This is a genomic window from Stutzerimonas stutzeri KOS6, assembly GCF_000307775.2.
In the GTDB taxonomy this organism is placed as follows: domain Bacteria; phylum Pseudomonadota; class Gammaproteobacteria; order Pseudomonadales; family Pseudomonadaceae; genus Stutzerimonas; species Stutzerimonas stutzeri_B.
The window spans coordinates 2168694-2171521 of the sequence record NZ_KK020676.1; the positions used below are offsets into that span (position 1 = coordinate 2168694).

Annotated in this window: 2 protein-coding genes and 1 pseudogene; 1 reads left to right on the top strand and 2 read right to left on the bottom strand. The window is 65.4% G+C overall.

Features of this window, described 5'->3' with window-relative positions:
• Positions 1–9: 9 nt before the first annotated feature.
• Complete coding sequence (locus B597_RS37955; RefSeq protein ID WP_024162200.1) at positions 10–990, bottom strand: NADPH:quinone reductase; 981 nt, start codon at positions 988–990, stop codon at positions 10–12.
• Positions 991–1156: 166 nt separating this feature from the next.
• Positions 1157–1456, bottom strand: a pseudogene (locus B597_RS37960) (IS3 family transposase); the annotation flags it as partial.
• A 75-nt stretch (positions 1457–1531) separates the two neighbouring features.
• Between B597_RS37960 and B597_RS37970 the strand changes: the two are divergent.
• The coding region (locus tag B597_RS37970; protein WP_082321554.1) for an ISCR element clade Ia family transposase at positions 1532–2828 on the top strand (1297 nt) is incomplete at its 3' end.

Genomic DNA, 2828 nt, shown 5'->3' on the forward strand with positions numbered 1-2828 from the left:
AGACACGCCCTAGTCGCGCATGTCGATGAGAACCTTGCCCAGCACGTTGGCCTCGACAGCCTCATGCGCCTCTGCAATCTGGTCGAGAGCAAAAACGTTTACCGGTAGGGGGGTCAGAGCGCCGCCTGCCATGGCAGCAGTGAGGTTGCGAGCGGCCTCGATCATCTCTTGGCGAGGCTCGGTGTAGAGGAGGAGGAAGCGGAGGGATATGCAGGTGGTCAGGCATTGGCGCAGGTCTACGGTCAATTTGCGGCCATCGTTTGTGTACGAAACGATGTGTGCCCCGGCTTTGACAACTGCGAAGTCCAGATCCCAGTTGTCCAGCAGCGCCACTTCGACGACGCGGTCGATGCCTCGACTGAAGCCCTTGATGCGATCGACGACGTCGGCTTCCCGGTAGTTCACCACGAGGTCCGCCCCCGCTTGTCGAGCGAGTTCGGCCTTCTCGTCGTTGCTCACAGTCGTGACAACACGCGCTCCGGCCCACTTGGCGAGTTCGATGCCGTAGTGTCCTACAGCCCCCGCGCCGCCGGCCACCAAAACGTCCAGACCGTTGACTGGTCCGTCCGGGAACAAGCACAGATGGGCCGTGATCGCCGGAATGCCCAAGCAGGCGCCGAGTTCGTCTGAAGCCTGGTCGGGCAGAGGAACCGCTTGGTCGGCCTTTACGACGCAGTATTCCGCAGCAGTGCCCCAGCGGTTTCGATATGCCGTTAGCCAGAGCCAGACGCGTTGGCCGAGCCGCTCCGGATCGACCCCGACGCCAACGGCGTCGATTTGGCCTGCACCATCCATGTGTGGGACCTGGAAACCGTCGATGGGGCGGGGAGTGAAGCCGCTCCGAGCCTTCACATCACTGGGATTGATCGCCGACAGGGCGATCTTCACTCGGACCTCGCCGGGCCCAGGCTCTGGGACCTCCAACTTGTGCACGGTCAGCACCTCTCGTGCCGCACCGATGCGGTCATAACTGGCTGCGTTCATCAACATCGAATGACTCCTTGGTAGGTCGAGTGTTTTGTAGGGATGAGGCGTTGTTCGGGTTTTGGGCGAGGCCGCGGGAGGCGCCTGGAGGGGAGCCTGTCAGAGCCTGCGCGCCGGTTGCGGGGCCGTTCCTTCTGGCGGGACTGCTGCACGGATAGGTGACAGTCGGTAGTCACGCAGCCTGATCGGCTGGTGTGGTCATGGTGGTCTCGTATTCGATGGGCGTCAATCGGCCGAGGCGGTCCTGTCGTCGTCGGCGGTGGTAGGTCCTCTCGATCCAGGTGACGATCGCGATCCGTAGCTGTTCGCGGGTGTCCCATCGGCGTTGGTTGAGGACGTTCTTCTGCAGGAGCGCGAAGAAGGATTCCATCGCGGCGTTGTCACCGCAGGCGCCGACACGTCCCATGGACCCGACGAGCTGATGGTGCCCGAGGCGGTGGACGAATCTTCGGCTTCGAAATCCCGCCTGCCGCAGATTTCTGCGGCCCGTGCGCTGGACTACGCAGCTTGAAAACGGGTCGCGATTCTGATGAGCAGCCCGCAGCTCGTGCCGCGCTTCGCCGCGACCGTGTCGCAGCTGCAGGATGCCGTGGCGCACGCAACGTCGCCGGCAGCGCATCTGCCCACGGCTCGCTATGCGCCTCACCGTCCCGAGCGCACGCTGCTGTATTCGCTGGTGCAGGCGCATTGGCCGGACTTTCTCGCGCGCCGTGAGGTAGAAGACCGCCCGCTGCCCGAGTATGTGCGCGAGGAGTTCGAGACCTACCTGCGCTGCGGCGTGCTCGAGCACGGCTTCCTGCGCGTGGTCTGCGAGCACTGTCGTGCCGAGAGGCTGGTGGCGTATTCCTGCAAGAAGCGCGGGCTGTGCCCGAGCTGCGGCGCACGGCGCATGGCCGAGTCGGCGCGGCATCTGGTGGACGAGGTGTTCGGCCCGCGGCCGGTGCGGCAATGGGTGCTGAGTTTCCCCTACCCGTTGCGCTTCCTGTTCGCCGGCAAACCGGATGCCATCAGCCCGGTGCTGGGCATCGTGCATCGTGTGATCGCCGGTTGGCTTGCCGATCAGGCCGGCGTGCCGCGGGATACGGCGCAATGCGGCGCGGTAACGCTGATCCAGCGCTTCGGCAGCGCGCTGAACCTGAATGTTCACTTCCACATGCTGTGGCTCGACGGCGTGTACGACGCGAACGTCGAGCCCCCGCGGCGCAAGCCGCGCCTGCGCCGCGCCCGTGCCCCCACCTCTGCGCAACTGACGCAGCTCGCCAACACCATCGCGCATCGCGTGTGCCGGCACCTGTCGCGCCGCGGCTGGCTCGAAGGCGAAGACGAATCCGTGTTCCTGTCCGACAGCGCGGGTAGCGACGACGGCATGGATGGGCTGCGGATGAGTTCGATGACCTACCGCATCGCCACCGGTCGCGACGCTGGCCGCAAGGTCGTCACGCTGCAAACATTGCCCGGTGACGCAGGCTCGCTGGAGGGCGATGCCGGCAAGGTCGGCGGCTTCTCGCTGCATGCCGGCGTGGCCGCGGAAGCACACGAAAGCCACAAGCTCGAAAAGCTGTGCCGCTACATCACGCGCCCGGCGATCAGCGAGCAGCGGCTGTCGATCTCACCGCAGGGTAGGGTGCGGTATCAGCTCAAGACGCCGTGGCGAAATGGGACCACGCATGTCGAATGGGATGCGGTGGACTTTATCGCCAAGCTGGCGGCACTGGTCCCGCCACCTCGCGCGCATCTCACCCGCTTCCACGGCGTATTCGCCCCGAATGCAAACCTGCGTGCGCAGCTGACGCCCTCGGGGCGCGGCAGGCGGCCTGCGGGCGATGCGGCGCCGGTTGACGCAA

What these genes read in the sequence shown, in the direction of transcription:
- B597_RS37955 (WP_024162200.1), bottom strand. Translation starts at nt 990, where the DNA reads ATGTTGATGAACGCAGCCAGTTATGACCGCATCGGTGCGGCACGAGAG.